This is a genomic window from Vibrio sp. YT-19(2023), assembly GCF_033337395.1.
In genome coordinates this window covers 1-560 of record NZ_JAWOQN010000926.1, presented here as the reverse complement: position 1 = coordinate 560, position 560 = coordinate 1, and the positions used below count along the sequence as shown (strand labels likewise).

Below are 560 nucleotides of genomic sequence, written 5' to 3'. Positions count from 1 at the left end.
TCAGTCATGATCAAAACTTCACAGCACTAGGGGAAACAAACACATCGAGTAACTCGGCAATCACTTCATCGTACAGCTCATCTAAGTTCTGCTCTTTTGACACCGTCAAAGGCAATTGGACGACAGGTTTGTTTGTTCGTTGTTGCAACCACATTGCGGGGCGTTGATCTTGGTGAGACGAATACACAATCGCATCAAACGAACTTGCGTCCAACTTTGTCAGTGATTGCAGATGAGAGGTCGTCGGCGATACCCCTGGCTTGGGCTCAAGATCCGCAACTTGAACCATTCCCAGCCAATCGAACAAATATCGGTAAGTGGAATGATAGCCCACAACTTGCTTACCATTTAACGGCTTAGCTTTTGCTTCCCATTCGTTGAGTTTTTTTCGCCAATGCGCACGAAACTTCATCCCATTTAGCTGGTAGGTTGGCGCATTTTCAGGATCAACCGCTTGCAAACGCTGAGTCACAACGCGCGAAAGCATAATCATGTCATTCGCAGCAAACTGCACGTGCGGATTACCATGCGCATGAATGTCGCCCATACTGCGATCCACA

Annotated in this window: 1 protein-coding gene; it reads right to left on the bottom strand. The window is 47.5% G+C overall.

The annotated features are described in order from the left end of the window. Positions 1-10 precede the first annotated feature (10 nt). Positions 11-560: metal ABC transporter solute-binding protein, Zn/Mn family (locus R7E78_RS29230; RefSeq protein WP_318059034.1), on the bottom strand; the 550-nt coding region annotated here is incomplete at its 5' end.